This is a genomic window from Cellulomonas sp. SLBN-39 (assembly GCF_006715865.1).
Classification (GTDB): Bacteria; Actinomycetota; Actinomycetes; order Actinomycetales; family Cellulomonadaceae; genus Cellulomonas.
In genome coordinates this window covers 2,632,478-2,649,567 of the sequence record NZ_VFOA01000001.1, presented here as the reverse complement: position 1 = coordinate 2,649,567, position 17,090 = coordinate 2,632,478, and the positions used below count along the sequence as shown (strand labels likewise).

Here is a 17,090-nt window from a genome sequence, read left to right as displayed (position 1 = left end):
GTCCTACTTCCTTCGCTTGCCGGGGGCGGCGAACCCGCCGGCGGGATGGACTCTCACAGGGGTGTCGGCTGCCGGTGCGGCCCCGTGGCGGGGGCCGCACCGGCGCTCGGCGTCAGATCTCTTCGACGCTGCTGGCGTTGGGGCGACGGCTCAGGTCGATGCCGAGCTCCTCCGCGGCGCGGTAGACCTCGTCGTCGTTCTCCTTCATGTCGATGGACACGCCGTCCGCGGACAGCACCTCGACGTTCAGGCAGAGCGACTGCATCTCCTTGAGCAGGACCTTGAACGACTCCGGGATGCCCGAGTCGGGGATGTTCTCGCCCTTGACGATGGCCTCGTACACCTTGACGCGCCCGGGGACGTCGTCGGACTTGATGGTGAGAAGCTCCTGCAGGGTGTAGGCGGCGCCGTACGCCTCGAGGGCCCACACCTCCATCTCGCCGAACCGCTGCCCGCCGAACTGCGCCTTACCACCCAGCGGCTGCTGCGTGATCATCGAGTACGGGCCCGTCGAGCGCGCGTGGATCTTGTCGTCGACGAGGTGGTGCAGCTTGAGGATGTACATGTAGCCGACGGACACCGCCTCGGGGAACGGCTCGCCGGAGCGGCCGTCGAAGAGACGCGCCTTGCCGTCGGGCTGGACCATGCGGTCCCCGTCCCGGTTCGGCAGCGTCGACTCCAGCAGCCCGGACAGCGCGTCCTCCTGCAGACCGTCGAACACCGGCGTGGCGACCGGGTTGCGGGGGGTGCTCGTGGCGGCGACGGCCGGCACGTGCTCCTTCCACGACAGGTCGCCCTCCGTCGCGAGCTGGATGTCCCAGCCCTGCGACGCGATCCACCCCAGGTGGACCTCGAGGACCTGCCCGACGTTCATGCGTCCGGGGACACCCATCGGGTTGAGGATGATGTCGACCGGCGTGCCGTCCGCGAGGAACGGCATGTCCTCGACGGGCAGGATCGTCGAGATGACGCCCTTGTTGCCGTGACGCCCGGCGAGCTTGTCACCCGCGGTGATCTTGCGGCGCTGGGCGATGTACACGCGGACGAGCTCGTTCACGCCGGCGGGCAGCTCGTCGCCGTCCTCACGGCTGAACGTGCGCACCTCGATGACCGTGCCGGACTCGCCGTGGGGCACCTTGAGCGACGTGTCGCGGACCTCGCGGGCCTTCTCGCCGAAGATCGCGCGGAGCAGGCGCTCCTCCGGGGTCAGCTCCGTCTCGCCCTTGGGCGTGACCTTGCCGACCAGGATGTCGCCGGCTGCGACCTCGGCACCGATGCGGATGATCCCGCGCTCGTCGAGGTCGGCGAGGACCTCCTCGGAGACGTTCGGGATGTCCCGCGTGATCTCCTCGGGGCCCAGCTTCGTGTCGCGCGCGTCGACCTCGTGCTCCTCGATGTGGATCGAGGACAGAACGTCGTCCTGCACGAGGCGCTGCGACAGGATGATCGCGTCCTCGTAGTTGTGGCCCTCCCACGACATGAACGCGACCAGCAGGTTGCGGCCGAGCGCGAGCTCGCCCTCGTCCGTGGCCGGACCGTCGGCGAGCACCGAGTTGACCTCGACGCGGGCGCCCTGGTCGACCAGCACGCGCTGGTTGTAGCTCGTGCCCTGGTTGGAGCGGCGGAACTTCGCGACGCGGTACGTCGACGTGGTGGCGTCGTCGTTCGCGACCGTGATCAGGTCCGCCGACACCTCGGTGACGACACCCGGCTTGGTCGCGACGATGACGTCGCCCGCGTCGACCGCGGCACGACGCTCCATGCCGGTGCCGACCAGCGGCGCCTCGGACCGGACCAGCGGCACGGCCTGGCGCTGCATGTTGGCGCCCATGAGCGCGCGGTTGGCGTCGTCGTGCTCGAGGAACGGGATGAGCGCGGTCGCGACCGACACCATCTGGCGCGGCGAGACGTCCATGTAGTCGACGGACGTGCCGGGCACGAAGTCGACCTCGCCGCCCTTGGTCCGCACGAGCACGCGCTCCTCGGCGAACACGTTGTCGCCGTCGAGCGGCGCGTTCGCCTGGGCGATGACGTAGCGGTCCTCGTCGTCGGCGGTGAGGTAGTCCACCTCGTCGCTGACGCGACCCTCGACGACCTTGCGGTACGGGGTCTCGACGAAGCCGAACGGGTTGATCCGCCCGTACGTGGCGAGCGAGCCGATGAGGCCGATGTTCGGGCCCTCAGGGGTCTCGATCGGGCACATGCGGCCGTAGTGCGACGTGTGGACGTCACGGACCTCCATGCCGGCACGGTCACGGGACAGACCGCCCGGGCCCAGGGCCGACAGGCGCCGCTTGTGGGTCAGGCCCGCCAGCGGGTTGTTCTGGTCCATGAACTGCGACAGCTGGCTCGTCCCGAAGAACTCCTTGATGGAGGCCACGACGGGGCGGATGTTGATCAGCGTCTGCGGGGTGATCGCCTCGACGTCCTGCGTCGTCATGCGCTCGCGCACGACGCGCTCCATCCGCGACAGGCCGGTGCGGACCTGGTTCTGGATGAGCTCGCCGACCGCGCGGATGCGACGGTTGCCGAAGTGGTCGATGTCGTCCGTCTCGACGCGCACGTCGATCTGCTCGCCGCCGCGCGAGCCCGGCAGCGTGTCCTTGTCGATGTGGAGCGCGGCGAGGTACTTGATCGTCGCGACGACGTCGGACAGCGACAGCACGGAGTCCGTGAGGGCGGCGTCCTGGCCGAGCTTCTTGTTCACCTTGTAGCGACCGACCTTGGCCAGGTCGTAGCGCTTGGGGTTGAAGTAGAAGTTCTCGATGAGCGCGCGGCCGGCCTCGACGGTCGGCGGCTCGCCCGGGCGGATCTTGCGGTACAGGTCGAGCAGCGCCTCGTCCTGCGTCTGGACGTGGTCCTTCTCGAGCGTGTCGATGACCGCGGGGAACTCGGCGAACTCCTCGCGGATCTCGCCCTCGGTCATGCCGAGCGCCTTGAGCAGCACGGTGGCGTTCTGCTTGCGCTTGCGGTCGACGCGGACGCCGACGTTGTCGCGCTTGTCGATCTCGAACTCGAGCCAGGCGCCGCGGCTGGGGATGACCTTGGCCGTGAAGATGTCCTTGTCGGACGTCTTGTCGGCGACGCGCTCGAAGTAGACGCCGGGCGAGCGCACGAGCTGCGAGACGACGACGCGCTCGGTGCCGTTGATGATGAACGTGCCGCGCTCGGTCATGAGCGGGAAGTCGCCCATGAAGACGGTCTGCGACTTGATCTCACCGGTCGTGTAGTTGACGAACTCCGCGGTGACGAACAGCGGCGCGGCGAACGTGAAGTCCTTCTCCTTGCACTCCTCGGCCGTGTACTTCGGCGGCTCGAAGCGGTGCTCGCGGAACGACAGCGACATGGAGCCGCCGAAGTCCTCGATCGGGGAGATCTCCTCGAAGATCTCCTCGAGACCGGCCGTCTGCGGCACGTCCTGGCGACCGTTCTCGACCGCCGCGGCTACGCGGGCCTGCCACCGGGCGTTCCCGAGCAGCCAGTCGAAGCTCTCGGTCTGCAGGCCGAGAAGGTCGGGCACCTCGAGGGGCTCGTAGATCTGGGCGAAGGAGATGCGGCGGGATGCGGTGCGGTTCGCGATGGCGTCGGCAGACGGAGCAGAAGGGGTGCGCGAGGCAGCCAAGAGGGGTCCTTCCCTGCGGATCGGAGTGCACGCTGCGCAGGCCCTGCAGGCACGATCCCCCGGCCGTGCGAGCCGGCAGGACGTCGCGCACGAACGGCGTCTGGGGGCTCGGGTTATACGGGATCGCGGGCACAGGCCAGCGCAAAGCGATAGCATACTCTCCGAGGCGCGCCCAGTCCACCCACGCTCCGACGACCCGTGCGGTCGCGGCCCGCGGGGCGCCGATGCCCTCGCGTCGCGTGGTGCTGGTGCCCCACCGCCGAACCGTCCGACGGTGGCGCCGTCGCGCCCGGCGACCTCGTCGTCGCCTCGCACATGGTGGCACACGGACGCCCGCCCGGGAAGTTGTCGCCCACAACCTGCGTGCGCCCTGCTCCCCCGCCATGTCCGGCACGCCCTCGAGCGGGACCCTGCCCGGACGACGACGAGGCCCGCACCCCGGTGGGGTGCGGGCCTCGTGCGGCTCGGGAGGGCGGTCGCGGTCAGCCGCGCCCGTCCGCCCGGGAGGTCACTTGAGGGTGACGGTGGCGCCGGCGCCCTCGAGGGCAGCCTTGGCCTTGTCCGCGGCCTCCTTGTTGACACCCTCGAGCACGGGCTTGGGGGCGCCGTCCACGAGGTCCTTGGCCTCCTTGAGGCCGAGCGACGTGAGCGCGCGCACCTCCTTGATGACCTGGATCTTCTTGTCGCCGGCGGCCTCGAGGACGACGTCGAACGAGTCCTTCTCCTCCTCGACCGGGGCGTCCGCGCCGCCACCGGCGGGGGCGGCGACCGCGACAGCGGCGGGAGCGGCGGCGGTGACCTCGAAGGTCTCCTCGAAGGCCTTCACGAACTCGGACAGCTCGATGAGCGTGAGGTCCTTGAACGCGTCGATGAGCTCGTCGGTGGTGAGCTTCGCCATGATGGCGGTTCCTTCCGTTCGGACCGCGCACCGGGACGGGTGCGACGGCGGTCTGGGGTCGTGCAGGGGGCTTGCTGGCTTGCAGCGTGCGGCCGGAGCGTGGGCTCAGGCTGCGGCGTCGGACTCCTCGCGCTTGGCGCGCAGGGCCTCGACGGTGCGCACGGCCTGCGAGGCAGGAGCCGTGAACAGGTACGCGGCCTGGTACAGCTTGGCCTTCATCGCGCCGGCCGCCTTGGCCAGCAGGACCTCACGGGACTCGAGGTCCGCGAGCTTGGTGATCTCCTCCGCGGTCAGCGGGCGCCCGTCGAGGACACCTGCCTTGATGACCAGCGCAGGGTTCGCCTTGGCGAAGTCACGCAGACCCTTGGCCGCCTCGACCGGGTCGCCGTGCACGAAGGCGATCGCCGACGGGCCCTGGAGCCCGGCGTCGAGGCCCTCGAGGCCGGCGTCCTTGGCCGCGATCGCGGTCAGCGTGTTCTTCACCACGGCGTAGTGAGCATTGCCGCGCAGCGCCTTGCGCAGCTGCTTCAGCTGCGCGACGGTGAGCCCGCGGTACTCGGTCAGCACGGCCGCGTTCGACGCACGGAACCGGTCCGTGATCTCCGCGACGGCGGCTGCCTTGTCCGGCCTCGCCATGGCATTCCTTCCGATGGTGGTGCCGCCGTGCTCGACCCCGAGAACAGAAAAGAGCCCCGCGCAGGCGCGGGGCTCGACATCACGACGGGCGCACGTGCAGCAGGGCACGTGGCGGACGTCGGTCCGGTGAACTCTCGCCTGCGCTGGTCCCCGCTGCTGCGGAGCTTCGGCCGGTCCGACGAGCGGACCGACGACCGGCGGTCTTGGGCCGCAGCAGCATATGCCAGATCACCGGCCCGGCCAAATCTGCGCCGCACCCACCGTCGCAGCCACAGCCGCTCCCCTGCCCGGCCCCCTCGACCGACCGCGCTCAACCGGCGCCGTGGGCGCTGAACGTGCACCAGTTGACGAAGCCCGCCGGCGTGCTGCGGTCGATCTCCCCCCGGGCCCCGTGCAGGGCGCGCGCCATCGTCTCCCCCGCCGCCAGCCGACGGTGCAGCCCCAGCATGAGGTCCACCACCTCGACGTCCGGCACCGCGGCGATCGACGCGACCACCCCCGCGGTCCCCCGCGACAGCATCGCCGCGACGAAGCCGAGCACCTCGTCGCCGGCGTAGGCGACGTCGGCACCCGAGTGGCATGACGCCAGCACGAGCCTGCGCGGTGCAGCGCCCGCGCGATGCAGCTGCTGCACGGTGACCGGACCGTCTGCCAGCACGACCGACGAGAACATGGGGTTGTCGGCTCGCGGCACGCCGTGGCACGCCAGGTGTGCCAGACCGGCCTGACGCAAGAGCGGGAGGACGTCTGCACGACGGCTGTCAGCGGCACCGAAGACGCGGGCCGAGGGGTGCACCTGCGAGAGCGCGTCGACCTCCTCCTCGGCGCCCACCAGGTCCGGTCCCGCCACGAGCACCGTCCCGGGCGGGCGAGGCGCGTGGGACGCGTCGCTCGCCCCGGACCACGCAGTGGCGGACGGCGCCAGCGTCACAGGTCCGGCGTGGAGCGCAGACCACGGCACGCCGTGCAGGGCGCCGACGGGCACGACGGCGAGCTCGTCGTCCGGGCTCAGGTCGAGCGGCTCGAGCAGCAGCGTGCGCAGCGCCTCGAGCCGCATCTCCGCACTCGCCCGAGCGGCGGCGGCCGACGCCGGTGAGCGCGGATCCGCGAGCCGGCGCAGGGCGAACACCAGGGCTCGGATCGGATCGGCCACCGCGGACTGCGGTCCGAGATCGACCACGTTCGCGGTCCGCTGCCGGACGACCACCGCGACGTATCGGCCCTCGCACCGGCCGAACTCGACGAGCACCCCACCGTCGAGCTGCTGCCTGAGCGTGCCCACCCCGACCGTCGCCCGCGCCGGCTGGGCGAGCGCTGCCGCCGTGACGCCGCCTCCGACGCGATCGGTGGTGTCGCGCAGCGGCCCCGCCAGCACCGTCGACAGCGCGCGCGACGGCGCGTCGACCGCCGGGGCGACCCCACCACCACCCAGCGCGACGTCGTCGCCGTCGACGGGAAGCCGGGCCAGGAGCGCAGCGGCACGCGTCTGCTCCATCCAGTGCAGCACCCGCGAGGGCGACCCGCTCCTCAACAGGATGGAGAGTCCGATCTCGCCGAGCTCGGCGCCATGCCCCGAAGCCAGCGCACGCAGCTCCATCGTCGGGAGAGTTCCACGATGAGCAGCCAGGTCCTTCAGGCCCGCGCGCGCCTCACGGACCGCCCTGGGCAGGTCTCCGGAGGCCCGCGCCGACGTCGCCCGCGCGACCCGGCCGCGGACCCGCAGCGGCAGCGGACCGCGTCGCGCGAGTCTCCCGGCCGCCTGCAGGGCGGCATGGCCTGCAGCTGTCCGCCCGAGCGCGAACGCCGCCCGACCCGCCACCACGTGGGCCTCCGCGGCGGCCGTCACGTCCCCGGACCGCTCGAAACGGCTCGCGGCTCGTCGCGCGACGCTGACGTCCCGCGCGCTGATGCCGTCCGCGTCGATCGCGAGCATCGCCTGCACCTCGAGGATCCGCGCCCGGTCCGCCCATGCCCCCCGCGCCTGCAGCCCACTCCTCGCGATCACGTCCGCCGCGACCTCGAGCGCCCGCCTCGGGTCGTCGCGTTCGAGGTGCAGACGGGCCAGACGGACCTGGGCCTCGACGTGCATGAGCCACACCCCGGCCCCGGCGAGCTGGCTGATCGCCAGCTCCGCGGCAGACACAGCCTCGGGGAGAAGCCTGAGGTCCGCCATCGCGTCTGCGACCTCGATGTGGAACTCTCCGAGCGGCAGCCCCTGCTCGGCATAGACGTCGGCGACCTCGCTGAACTCGACCATGGCATCGGTCAGCCTGCCCTGATGCACCGCGACCCAGGCCCGCGTATGGCGCGCGATGGCGGCGGTGACCGGCCCGAGTGCAGAGGCAGCCCGCACGGCGCGCTCGGACGAGTCGAGCGCCTCGTCGTAGGCGCCCCGCGACACCAGCAGGATGGCCAGGTTGTTCGACGCCCGGACGCGGACGTCCTCCGACACGTCCCCCAGCGCGAGGATCCGTCGGTACAGCACCTCGGCCTCGCGCAGCCGGCCTGCGTTGTGGTCGAGCACCGCCTGCTGAAGGCGCAGGTACGCGTTGAGCCCGTCGCCCACACCGGCACCAGCGGTCCGGGTGGAAGCGAGACGGGCGAGCGCCCGGGCGATGTCGCGCCGGGCGGCGTCGGTGCGTCCGACCTCGAGGTTGACCGCGGCGCGTGCACCGAGAACCTCGGCCTCCGCTCTCGTGCGACCCGTGCGACGAGCGATGCGAGCCGCTCGGTCCAGCAGCTTCCGCGCCTCGACGTGCTCGAGCCGCGCCCGGTGCACAGCAGCCATCGCGCGAAGCGCGTGCACGAGCGCGTGGGTGGCGCCGAGGCCCTCGGCCCGGTGCAGCAGGTCGACGACACCGGCCTCAGCGGTGAGAGGGTCAGCGACGGCCTCGTCCGCGAGCCGCCGTGCATGTATCACGAGGTCAGCTGCGCTCTCCTCGTCCACGGAGAGGGCAGCAGTGCGCCTGCGCGCCATCACGACCAGCCTCTCCCTGTTGATCCGTTCCCCAAGAAAGGGACCACTCGATGAGCACGTCCGACGGTACCGGCGCCGACGCACAGCAGTCGCGACCCAGCTCGCGCGAGCGGGCCAAGGTCCGCCAGCAGGTCACGGAGCTGGTACGCAGCGCGCGGGAGCCGGCACTCCAGCGACAGGTCGTGCGGTCGGTCACGGCCCGATACCGGGCGCGGTGCGACCGGACGCTGGAGACGGTGACGCAGGGAGACGGCACCAGCGTCCTCGTCGCGACACGGGAGCTGCTCGTCTCGACGCAGACGTGGGCGGACGTGGGCGCGCGGTCGTACCTCGAGGCGCGCCGCCTGGAGCGTATCGAGCTCGACGCCCCCGAGATCGACGACAAGATCGTCCTGCTCCGGGCCGCCGACGACGTGAGCGCGGACGAGCTCCACGACACGGTCGCCGAGCTGCGCCTGCGCGGCTTCGCCGCCTCGCAGAACCAGGTCATGCCGTGCGGACCGATCATGAAGAACCTCGGCGGCCCTGCGCTGGCGCACCACCTGCCGGTCGTCGAGCACGGCCCCCTGCCCGACGCACCTCACGTCGCCGTCATCGACACCGGGATCGACGAGCGAGTCCGGACGGACGGCTGGCTCGTCGACGTCCCGCGACACACGTCGGGCCCGGACACCAACATCGACCCGCTCGATATCGATCCCGGCGACGGCTATCTCGACCTGTGCGCGGGCCACGGGACGTTCGTCGCCGGTGTGGTCGCACGAGTGGCACCGCACGCACGCATCACCGCGCACCGCGCGCTGCTGGGCGGAGGGGTGGGCACCGAGGTCGACGTCGCAGCGGCGATCGTGCGGGCTGCGCAGCAGGGCGCGGACATCATCAACCTGTCGCTGGGCTCGCCGACCCTCTACGACCAGCCGTCCCTCGCCGTCGAGGCCGCGCTGGAGCGGGTCGAGGAGATCGAGCACGCCGAGGGCCGGGAGATCCTCGTGGTCGCGGCGGCAGGGAACGCGGGCGACACACGTCCCATGTGGCCGGCGGCGTTCCGTCAGGTCGTCGCCGTCGCCGCTCTGACGGCTGAGCACCGCGCAGCGCCCTGGTCGAGCCACGGCTTCTGGGTGGACTGCTCCGCGGTCGGCGAGGGCATCCAGGCACCGTTCGTCAAGGGGAAGGAGTCGTACGAGTTCACGGCCGACCCCGACGACTTCCCCGCCGATGCCTTCGCCCGGTGGAGCGGCACCTCGTTCGCCGCACCCCAGGTCGCCGGCGCGGTCGCCAACCTCATGCGTGAGAAGGGGATCGGCGCCCGCACCGCATACGCCCAGCTGCGGGCGACCGGTCGCGCTGTTCCCGACTACGGCCGTGCGCTGCACATCCTGCCTGGACTCTGACGATCGATGCCGTGCGGAGGAGAGATGCAGACAATCTGTGTCAAACGCGGGAGCATGCGATCTGTGACCCGACTCCCCGTGGACCCGTCAGGTCCGGCGGTATCCCGAGCGATGCCGACCGGGCCGTCGCTGACCTCGCTCGTCGCCCGCGCGATCGCGGGCGACGAAGAGGCGTGGGCCGAGATCGTGCGGCGGCACACCAAGCTGGTGATGGCGCGGGTGCGGCAGTTCCGGCTCTCGCCGTCGCAGGCCGAGGACGTGGCGCAGACCGTCTGGCTGAACCTGCTCGAGCACCTCGGCGACCTCCGCGACCCGGAGGCCCTGCCGGGGTGGATCTCGACGGCCACGCGCCACGAGTGCATCCGCATGACGAACCTCTCGCGGCGCAGCGTGCCGGTCGATCCGCAGGCCGGCCGCTTCGACGTGCAGGACGACGCCGAGCTGGACGGCGACCTGCTGCGCACCGAGCGCCACGCGGCGCTGCGTGCGGCGCTGGCCGAGCTGCCCGACCACCAGCGCCGGCTGCTCCTGCTGCTCAGCACGGACCCGCCGCCGACCTACCAGGAGGTGTCCGCGCAGCTGGGCATCCCCGTCGGGTCGATCGGCCCCACCCGCCAGCGTGGGCTGGCACGGCTGCGGCAGACCGCCGCGATCAGGAGCTACCTCGGGGCGCCCACCGGCGCTGCACCCGGCGAAGGAGGCCGCGATGTCCTGGCACTCGGATGACCCCACGGGCGGTGCCGCCCTGCGCTGGGAGCACGTGTGGGCCGACGACGACGCCCTGGCGGCGGAGCTGGTCGACGCGCTCGCCGACGCCGACCTCTACGAGCGGGTGTCGTCGAGCGCACACCGGGCGTTCACGGCGCACCGCGGCATGCTCGCGGCCCGGGACGACCTCGCGGTCGACCTGATGCTCCTGACCCTCGTCCACGACTCCCACCTCACGGGCACCTCGACGGCGGTCCGGGACCGGTCGGGGCAGCCGTCCCGCACCCTCGTCTTCGAGGGCGAGGGCGTCGGCGTGGAGGTCGAGATCGACGACGACGGCGTCGAGGGGCAGCTGATCCCGGCCCGACCGGGCCAGGTGACGCTCCGCACCCCCGACGGGGACGTCGCGAGCGTGGAGACCGACGACGTCGGCTACTTCCGCCTCGACACGCGGCCCGAGGGGCCCGTCCGGCTGGTGTGCACCGGCGCGTCGGGCACGTGCGTGACCACATGGCTCCCCTGGTGAGCCGGCGCTGACACGGGCGTCGGCGGGCCGGACGCAGGGGGACCGGCCCACGGGGCCCGAGCAGGATGCAGCAGGGCCCGGCGACCGTGCGGTCGCCGGGCCCTGCTGCCGTGGTGGAGACGCGTCAGGCCGCGTCCTCCTCCTCGGTGAGGTTGCGGGTCTTGCTCTGGTCCAGCGCGATGCCGGGGCCGTTGGTGGTCGAGACCGTCGCCTTGGCGATGTAGCGACCCTTCGACGACGACGGCTTGAGACGCAGGATCTCGTCGAGCGCCGCGGCGTAGTTCTCCACCAGGGCGACGTCGGAGAACGACGTCTTGCCGATGATGAAGTGCAGGTTCGCGTGTCGGTCGACGCGGAACTCGATCTTGCCGCCCTTGATGTCGGCGACGGCCTTGGCGACGTCCATGGTCACGGTGCCGGTCTTCGGGTTCGGCATGAGACCACGCGGGCCGAGGACCTTGCCGAGACGACCGACCTTGCCCATGAGGTCGGGGGTGGCGACGGCGGAGTCGAAGTCCGTCCAGCCGCCGGCGACCTTGGCGATGAGCTCGTCGCCACCGACCTCGTCGGCACCCGCCGCGCGGGCCTGCTCGGCGCGCTCGCCGACGGCGAACACGATGACGCGGGCGGTCTTGCCCGTGCCGTGCGGCAGGTTGACGGTGCCACGGACCATCTGGTCGGCCTTGCGGGGGTCGACACCGAGGCGGAACGCGACCTCGACGGTCGCGTCGTACGTGGTGGTCGACGTCTCCTTGGCGAGGCGCACGGCCTCGAGCGGGGAGTAGATCCGGCCGGCCTCGATCTTCTCGACGGCGGCGCGGTACGCCTTGCTGTGCTTGGGCATCTGCCTGTTCTCCTTGGTCAGCAGTCGTGGTCGACGGGCTGCACGAGCCCTGCCACTGGGGGTGCGGGATCGTCCGGGCGTCAGCCCTGGACGGTGATCCCCATCGAACGGGCGGTGCCCGCGATGATCTTCTCGGCGGCGTCGAGGTCGTTCGCGTTGAGATCCTCGAGCTTGGTGCTGGCGATCTCGCGCACCTGGTCACGCGTGAGCGAGGCGACCTTGGTGGTGTGCGGGGTCGGGGAGCCCTTGTCGACGCCCGCAGCCTTCTTGATGAGCTCGGCGGCCGGCGGCGTCTTCGTGATGAAGGTGAACGAGCGGTCCTCGTACACCGTGATCTCGACGGGGATGACGTTGCCGCGCTGCGCCTCGGTGGCCGCGTTGTACGCCTTGCAGAACTCCATGATGTTCACACCGTGCTGACCCAGCGCGGGGCCGATCGGCGGGGCCGGCGTCGCCGCGCCGGCCTTGATCTGGAGCTTGATGAGGCCGGTGACCTTCTTCTTGGGGGGCATGACGCCTTCCCTCTCGTGTCGTGGGCCGACGCCGTGGGCGATGACCCGGTTGCAGGCCCCGCGGTGGCGGGGACCGGTCAGCAGGTCAGATCTTCGAGACCTGGCTGAAGGACAGCTCGACCGGGGTCTCCCGGCCGAAGAGCGAGACGAGGACCTTAAGCTTCTGGTTCTCGGGGTTGATCTCGGAGATCGTCGCGGGCAGCGTGTCGAACGGGCCGCCGTCGGTGACGGTGACGGACTCGCCGACCACGAAGTCGACCTCGACGGGCGTCGCGGACTGCTTCTGGGACTGCTGCGCGGGGGCCTTCGTCTCCAGGCTCGGCGCGAGCATGGAGAAGACCTCGTCGAGCGTCAGCGGCACGGGCTGGTGCGTGTGGCCGACGAACCCGGTGACGCCGGGCGTGTGGCGCACGGCGCCCCACGACTCGTCGGTGAGGTCCATGCGGACGAGGACGTAGCCGGGGATCCGCACGCGCTTGACGACCTTGCGCTGCGCGTTCTTGATCTCGACGACCTCTTCCATCGGCACCTCGACCTGGAAGATGTAGTCCTCCATGTTGAGGCTCTGCGTGCGCGACTCGAGGTTGGTCTTCACACGGTTCTCGTAGCCGGCGTACGAGTGGATGACGAACCAGTCGCCGGGCAGGCGGCGCAGCTTGGTCTTGAACGCGGCGACGGGGTCCTCGTCGGGGTCGGGCTCGTCGGCGACGGGAGCGTCGTCCTCGTCGGCGCCCGGCTCCTCGTCGGCGGCGTCGTCCTGCGACGTCTCGTCGGCGTCGGTCACGTCGTCGGCGTCGACGTCGTGCCCGGCACCGGCCTCGACGGCCTCGACGGACGCGAGCGCGTCCGCCAGCTCGGCCTCGGCACCCGGCGTGGGCTCCTGCGACTCCTGCGACACGTGCAACCTGCTTTCTCCGGTGGTCCGTCCGACGACGGGCTTCGGTGCGTGCGCCTGGCCGTGGCCGTGCGCGGTGGGGTGGGCGCCGGCTCCGCCGGCGGGCCTCACCCGAAGACGAGGAAGGCGAGCTGGCCGACGCCCAGGTCGACCAGCGTCACGAACGCCATCACGACGGCGACGAAGACCAGGACGACACCCGTGTACGTCAGCAGCTCCTGCCGCGTCGGGCGCACGACCTTCTTGAGCTCGGCGACGACCTGACGGACGAAGAGCGCGATCCGGGCGAACAGGCCGCGGCGCTCCTGGCGCCGGGGTGCGGACCCGCTCGCGCGCGGCGCCGAACCCTCGGCGTCGGACGCAGCGGCGGCAGCGGTATCGCTCACGTCGTGCCCCTCGTTCGTGTGTGCTGGCGACGGGCACCGGCAGGTGCCCGGGACGCACGGACGAACCGACGCGACGCGCCGGACCGTCCGGCGGTCCTGCTCACGAGCCGGTCCGGCCCGTCGAGAAGCTCGATGGACCGGACCGGTCCGCGTGCGCAGGGCAGACAGGACTCGAACCTGCAACCTGCGGTTTTGGAGACCGCTGCGCTACCAATTGCGCCACTGCCCTTCGGTGGACCGACATCATCCACGATGAACGGCCTCGCGTCACGGCGATCTGCACCACCGCTCCCGAAGGGGCGGCAGCACCCGTGCGGGGGCGTGGCTCATCATGGCGGACGTCAACCGCCGGGGTCCCACTGTACGCGACGGTCACGGCTGGGTCGAACCACCGTCGGGGAGCCCTCGTACGACGCGCCGTGCCCACCCGCCGAGAGCCCTGGCGCCGCGCGGGGCCGCCGGTGCGAGGATGGCTCCGTGAGCGAGCAGAGCACCTCGACGACGACGTCCTCCCGCCCGCGCGTCTCGGCGCGCCTGGCCGCGATCGCCGAGTCGGCGACGCTCGCGGTCGACGCCAAGGCCAAGGCGCTCAAGGCCGCCGGCCGGCCCGTCATCGGCTTCGGCGCCGGCGAGCCCGACTTCCCCACGCCGCAGTACGTGGTCGACGCCGCCGTGGCCGCGTGCCAGGACCCGGCGAACCACCGGTACACGCCCGCGGCGGGGCTGCCCGCGCTGCGGGAGGCCGTCGCCGCCAAGACCCTGCGGGACTCCGGCTACGAGGTCCGCCCCGCCGACGTGCTGGTCACCAACGGCGGCAAGCAGGCGGTCTACCAGGCGTTCGCGGCCGTCCTCGACCCGGGCGACGAGGTCCTGCTGCCCGCGCCGTACTGGACGACCTACCCCGAGGCGGTCCGGCTGGCCGGCGCCGTGCCGGTCGAGGTGTTCGCCGGCGTCGACCAGGGCTACCTCGTCACCGTCGAGCAGCTCGAGGCCGCGCGGACGCCGCGCACCAAGGTGCTGCTGTTCAACTCCCCCTCGAACCCGACGGGCGCGGTCTACTCCCCCGAGCAGACCGAGCAGATCGGCCGCTGGGCCCTCGAGCACGGCATCTGGGTCGTCACCGACGAGATCTACGAGCACCTGACCTACGACGACGCCGTGTTCACCCCCGTGCTGCGGGTCGTCCCCGAGCTCGCCGACACCACGATCGTGCTCAACGGCGTGGCCAAGACGTACGCGATGACGGGGTGGCGCGTGGGCTGGATGACCGGCCCCGCCGACGTGATCAAGGCCGCGACGAACCTGCAGTCGCACCTGACCTCCAACGTCGCGAACGTCTCCCAGCGCGCGGCGCTCGCGGCGCTGACGGGCGACCTGTCCGCCGTCGACGCGATGCGCACGGCGTTCGACCGGCGCCGACGCACGATGGTCGAGATGCTGTCCGCGATCGACGGCGTCGTGTGCCCCGCGCCGCAGGGCGCCTTCTACGCCTACCCGTCGGTCGAGGGCCTGCTCGGCCGCACGATCCGCGGGACGACGGTCCGCAGCTCCGCCGACCTGGCCACCCTGATCCTCGAGCAGGCCGAGGTCGCCGTCGTGCCCGGCGAGGCGTTCGGTCCGTCGGGGTACCTGCGCCTGTCGTACGCGCTCGGCGACGACGACCTCGTCGAGGGCGTCTCGCGGATCCAGGCGCTGCTGGCCGGCGCGCGGTAGCAGACCGGCAGCGGGCACGCGCCCGCACCCGTGTCCACCGGTCGGTGGACACGGGTGCCCGTCGTCGGGCCGTCGCGCCACCGTCGGGCCGGCGAGCAGGCTCGTGCCATGACCGGACGAGCGGACGGACCCGCGGTGCAGGTGCGCGGGCTGCACAAGAGGTACGGCGCCAAGCGCGCCGTCGACGGGCTGGACCTGCAGGTCGAGCGGGGCGAGATCGTCGCCGTGCTGGGACCCAACGGCGCCGGCAAGACGACCACGGTGGAGACCCTGGAGGGCTTCCGCCGCGCCGACGCGGGGCACGTGCGCGTGCTCGGCGAGGACCCCGCCACGGCCGGGCGCGCGTGGCGCTCGCGCATCGGCGTGGTCCTGCAGACCAACGACGACCTCGCCGAGGCCACGGTGCGCGAGCTGGTGCACCACTTCGCCGGCTTCTACCCGACGCCGCGCGACCCCGAGGACGTCATCGACGCGGTCGGGCTGCGGGAGAAGGTCGGCACGCGCGCCCGCCAGCTGTCCGGCGGGCAGCGGCGCCGCCTCGACGTGGCGCTCGGCGTCGTCGGCGACCCCGAGCTGCTGTTCCTCGACGAGCCCACCACGGGCTTCGACCCCGAGGCGCGCCTGGAGTTCTGGGAGCTCGTCGAGGGGCTGCGCGCCGGCGGCACGACGATCCTGCTGACGACGCACTACCTCGACGAGGCCGAGCGCCTCGCGGACCGCGTCGTCGTCGTCGCGCAGGGACGCGTCGTCGCGGAGGGCACGCCGGCCGAGATCGGCGGGCGCGCCGGACGGCACGCGCGGGTGCGGTGGACGGTGGACGGGGTCGGGCACGAGGAGAGCACCGACTCCCCCACGGCGCTCGTGGCCCGCCTCGCGGCCACCGTCGGCGCGCAGACGGGCGAGGTCCCCGGCCTGCAGGTGCTGCGACCGACGCTGGAGGACGTGTACCTGTCCCTGATCGGGGAGGCGGCGACCGCCGCCGGGACGAGCAACGCCGCGAGCAGCGGCACCGGCACGGAGGAGGCCGCGTGATGAGCACCGTCGAGACCAGCACGACCACGACGCCCGCCGCCCCGGCCCCCGGGGTCCCGCGCACCGGCCGCCTGCCGGGCCTGCTGCGGCTCGGGCTGAGCCGGTCGGTCTACGAGGTCCGGTCGTTCTTCCGCGAGCGCGACGCCGTGGTGTTCGTGTTCGCGTACCCGATCCTCATGCTCGCGATCTTCGCGACCGTGTTCGGCGCCGACACCGAGGTGCTGCCCGGGTCGGGCGTGACGTTCCCGCAGTACTTCCTGCCCGGGATGGTCGCGACGGGCGTCATGCTGTCGAGCTTCCAGAACCTCGCGATCGCGATCTCGGTGGAGCGCGACGAGGGTGGCCTCAAGCGGCTGCGGGCGACGCCGCTGCCCGCTGCCGCGTACTTCCTGGGCAAGACCGGCCAGGTGCTCGTGACGAGCGTGGTGCAGAACGCGCTGCTCCTGGCGGTGGCGGCGCTGGCGTTCGACGTGCCGCTGCCGGACGAGCCGGGCCGGTGGTGGACGTTCGCGTGGGTGTTCGTCCTGGGGACGGCGGCGGGGGCCCTGTGCGGGGTCGCGTTCTCGTCCGTGCCGCGCTCGGGGCGCAGCTCCAGCGCCGTGGTGATCCCGGTCGTGCTGGTGCTGCAGTTCGTCTCGGGCGTGTTCTTCCAGTTCGACCAGCTCCCGTCGTGGATGCAGCAGCTGGCGTCGGTGTTCCCGCTGAAGTGGATGGCGCAGGGCATGCGGTCGGTGTTCCTGCCCGACGAGGCGGTGGTGCTGGAGCCGTCGGGGTCGTGGCAGCACGGGGCGACCGCCGCGGTGCTGGCCGCGTGGCTCGTCGTGGCACTCGTCGTGGGCGTGCGCACGTTCCGGTGGCGACGCCGGGACGACGGGTGACACGGCACGTCGGGGCCCGCCCCGCCCGGACCCGGGGGTCGGGCGGGGCGGGCGCGTGCCGTGGGGCGGCCC

14 protein-coding genes and 1 tRNA gene are annotated in these 17,090 nt (G+C 72.1%); 6 read left to right on the top strand and 9 right to left on the bottom strand.

Features of this window, described 5'->3' with window-relative positions; all coding sequences use genetic code 11:
* Positions 1-112: 112 nt before the first annotated feature.
* The 4 genes from rpoB to FBY24_RS12170 all read right to left on the bottom strand — a co-directional run bounded on the left by rpoB (position 113) and on the right by FBY24_RS12170 (position 8,133).
* Entirely contained in the window at positions 113-3,622 is a 3,510-nt protein-coding gene (gene rpoB, locus FBY24_RS12185; protein ID WP_142160929.1) for a DNA-directed RNA polymerase subunit beta, read from the bottom strand.
* A gap of 508 nt (positions 3,623-4,130) precedes the next feature.
* The gene (gene rplL, locus FBY24_RS12180; RefSeq protein WP_142160927.1) at positions 4,131-4,520 is read right to left on the bottom strand and encodes a 50S ribosomal protein L7/L12; all 390 of its coding nucleotides are present in this window, start codon (positions 4,518-4,520) and stop codon (positions 4,131-4,133) included.
* A gap of 105 nt (positions 4,521-4,625) precedes the next feature.
* The gene (rplJ, locus tag FBY24_RS12175) at positions 4,626-5,156 is read right to left on the bottom strand and encodes a 50S ribosomal protein L10 (protein ID WP_140457316.1); all 531 of its coding nucleotides are present in this window, start codon (positions 5,154-5,156) and stop codon (positions 4,626-4,628) included.
* Between the two features lie 310 nt (positions 5,157-5,466).
* A complete protein-coding gene (locus tag FBY24_RS12170) occupies positions 5,467-8,133 on the bottom strand; it encodes a CHAT domain-containing tetratricopeptide repeat protein (RefSeq protein WP_142160925.1) in 2,667 nt (888 codons plus the stop codon).
* A gap of 50 nt (positions 8,134-8,183) precedes the next feature.
* Here FBY24_RS12170 and FBY24_RS12165 point away from each other — a divergent pair, with 50 nt between their 5' ends.
* The 3 genes from FBY24_RS12165 (at position 8,184) to FBY24_RS12155 (ending at position 10,758) form a co-directional block, all read left to right on the top strand.
* Positions 8,184-9,524, top strand: coding sequence for a S8/S53 family peptidase (locus FBY24_RS12165; protein WP_142160923.1), 1,341 nt, complete (start codon positions 8,184-8,186; stop codon positions 9,522-9,524).
* Between the two features lie 111 nt (positions 9,525-9,635).
* A complete protein-coding gene (locus FBY24_RS12160) occupies positions 9,636-10,250 on the top strand; it encodes an RNA polymerase sigma factor (RefSeq protein ID WP_142160921.1) in 615 nt (204 codons plus the stop codon).
* On the top strand, positions 10,231-10,758 hold the full coding sequence (locus FBY24_RS12155; protein ID WP_142160919.1) for a hypothetical protein: 528 nt from the start codon (positions 10,231-10,233) through the stop codon (positions 10,756-10,758). The genes FBY24_RS12160 and FBY24_RS12155 overlap by 20 nt, the downstream gene beginning before the upstream one ends.
* Before the next feature lie 124 nt (positions 10,759-10,882).
* On the opposite strand, the gene rplA is transcribed toward FBY24_RS12155, so the two are convergent.
* The 5 genes from rplA to FBY24_RS12130 form a co-directional block, all read right to left on the bottom strand.
* Positions 10,883-11,602 carry a 50S ribosomal protein L1 gene (gene rplA / locus FBY24_RS12150; protein ID WP_142160917.1) on the bottom strand — a complete coding sequence of 240 codons (720 nt, stop codon included), beginning with the start codon at positions 11,600-11,602 and terminating at the stop codon, positions 10,883-10,885.
* An 80-nt stretch (positions 11,603-11,682) separates the two neighbouring features.
* On the bottom strand, positions 11,683-12,114 hold the full coding sequence (gene rplK / locus FBY24_RS12145) for a 50S ribosomal protein L11 (protein ID WP_142160915.1): 432 nt from the start codon (positions 12,112-12,114) through the stop codon (positions 11,683-11,685).
* Positions 12,115-12,199: 85 nt separating this feature from the next.
* The gene (gene nusG / locus FBY24_RS12140) at positions 12,200-13,012 is read right to left on the bottom strand and encodes a transcription termination/antitermination protein NusG (protein WP_142160913.1); all 813 of its coding nucleotides are present in this window, start codon (positions 13,010-13,012) and stop codon (positions 12,200-12,202) included.
* A 104-nt stretch (positions 13,013-13,116) separates the two neighbouring features.
* On the bottom strand, positions 13,117-13,395 hold the full coding sequence (secE, locus tag FBY24_RS12135) for a preprotein translocase subunit SecE (RefSeq protein ID WP_140457325.1): 279 nt from the start codon (positions 13,393-13,395) through the stop codon (positions 13,117-13,119).
* Between the two features lie 156 nt (positions 13,396-13,551).
* Positions 13,552-13,624 (bottom strand) — tRNA-Trp (locus FBY24_RS12130).
* Positions 13,625-13,872: 248 nt separating this feature from the next.
* Between FBY24_RS12130 and FBY24_RS12125 the strand changes: the two genes are divergently transcribed.
* From FBY24_RS12125 to FBY24_RS12115, 3 genes are all read left to right on the top strand, one after another.
* Positions 13,873-15,108 (top strand): pyridoxal phosphate-dependent aminotransferase, encoded by a 1,236-nt coding sequence (locus FBY24_RS12125; protein ID WP_142160911.1) that lies wholly within the window; start codon positions 13,873-13,875, stop codon positions 15,106-15,108.
* Positions 15,109-15,216: 108 nt separating this feature from the next.
* Positions 15,217-16,140 (top strand): ABC transporter ATP-binding protein, encoded by a 924-nt coding sequence (locus FBY24_RS12120; RefSeq protein ID WP_142160909.1) that lies wholly within the window; start codon positions 15,217-15,219, stop codon positions 16,138-16,140.
* Entirely contained in the window at positions 16,140-17,018 is an 879-nt protein-coding gene (locus tag FBY24_RS12115; protein WP_142160907.1) for an ABC transporter permease, read from the top strand. Before FBY24_RS12120 ends, FBY24_RS12115 begins: the two co-directional genes overlap by 1 nt.
* Positions 17,019-17,090: the final 72 nt, after the last annotated feature.

Excerpts from the sequence above, each read along its gene's own strand:
- FBY24_RS12170 (WP_142160925.1), bottom strand. The coding sequence starts at position 8,133 with ATGGCGCGCAGGCGCACTGCTGCCCTCTCCGTGGACGAGGAGAGCGCA.
- FBY24_RS12155 (WP_142160919.1), top strand. The coding sequence starts at position 10,231 with ATGTCCTGGCACTCGGATGACCCCACGGGCGGTGCCGCCCTGCGCTGG.
- FBY24_RS12120 (WP_142160909.1), top strand. The coding sequence starts at position 15,217 with ATGACCGGACGAGCGGACGGACCCGCGGTGCAGGTGCGCGGGCTGCAC.
- FBY24_RS12165 (WP_142160923.1), top strand. The coding sequence starts at position 8,184 with ATGAGCACGTCCGACGGTACCGGCGCCGACGCACAGCAGTCGCGACCC.
- rplA (WP_142160917.1), bottom strand. The coding sequence starts at position 11,602 with ATGCCCAAGCACAGCAAGGCGTACCGCGCCGCCGTCGAGAAGATCGAG.
- rplJ (WP_140457316.1), bottom strand. The coding sequence starts at position 5,156 with ATGGCGAGGCCGGACAAGGCAGCCGCCGTCGCGGAGATCACGGACCGG.
- rplL (WP_142160927.1), bottom strand. The coding sequence starts at position 4,520 with ATGGCGAAGCTCACCACCGACGAGCTCATCGACGCGTTCAAGGACCTC.
- FBY24_RS12160 (WP_142160921.1), top strand. The coding sequence starts at position 9,636 with ATGCCGACCGGGCCGTCGCTGACCTCGCTCGTCGCCCGCGCGATCGCG.
- FBY24_RS12115 (WP_142160907.1), top strand. The coding sequence starts at position 16,140 with ATGAGCACCGTCGAGACCAGCACGACCACGACGCCCGCCGCCCCGGCC.
- rplK (WP_142160915.1), bottom strand. The coding sequence starts at position 12,114 with ATGCCCCCCAAGAAGAAGGTCACCGGCCTCATCAAGCTCCAGATCAAG.